1 protein-coding gene is annotated in these 634 nt (G+C 58.4%); it reads right to left on the bottom strand.

The features are described from left to right. Window positions 1-517, bottom strand: a 517-nt coding sequence (locus ACP7A4_RS23170; protein WP_426248527.1) for a DUF1566 domain-containing protein, incomplete at its 3' end; no start/stop codon positions are given. Window positions 518-634 lie beyond the last annotated feature (117 nt).

Genomic DNA, 634 nt, shown 5'->3' with positions numbered 1-634 from the left:
TGTAGGCGGAGCGCTGCGAGCTCGACCAGTACCAGGAACCCATGAAGGCTTCTTCGCCATCGTCCCGGAATGCCGGGATCGCCGTCTGTGCCGGTAACTCTGCGGTGTACAGCAGGCCTACCGGCAAGCTGTTGGGGTTGTCGCCATCGCGGTTCCAGCAGTAGTTTTCCTCGCTGGTTGGCTTGAGGTGGCGATATTGCAGTTCCTGCACGTCGCGGGCCGGGATAGCCCAGTCGGTGTACCCGCCAACCTCAAGCGCCAAAACCTTTTGAGCCAGTTCGCTACCGGCCGCTGCCATCGACTCGGTGTTGCTGCGGCTATCGGTGAAGCTCCCGACGCCTTCGACGATCACGCCACGAGCACCCCAAGAACCTTTAAGTTCGTGAGCCGCACCGGCGGTGATGTTCAAATAGCGCTGACCGTTCTCAACGGTCACACCTGAGAAGAACCCTCCGCCGAAGGCTTGTCCGATGGCAGGGAGAGCAATTACAGGCAATGCTTGAGCTGTTGCTGACATGGTGTTTCCTCTTTTTTCAGGCAACAAAAAAGGCGCCTATGCGCCCGGTAGCCGGTCAAGAACGAATGATCAAAGGATTAAATAAACAATCTGCGGACGGGGCGGACACGGAGCTCG

This window comes from Pseudomonas sp. TWR3-1-1 (genome assembly GCF_049896545.1).
Taxonomy (GTDB): Bacteria; Pseudomonadota; Gammaproteobacteria; order Pseudomonadales; family Pseudomonadaceae; genus Aquipseudomonas; species Aquipseudomonas weihenstephanensis.
Note: the sequence above shows the minus strand (reverse complement) of the source record. Positions and strands in the feature narration are given on the sequence as shown.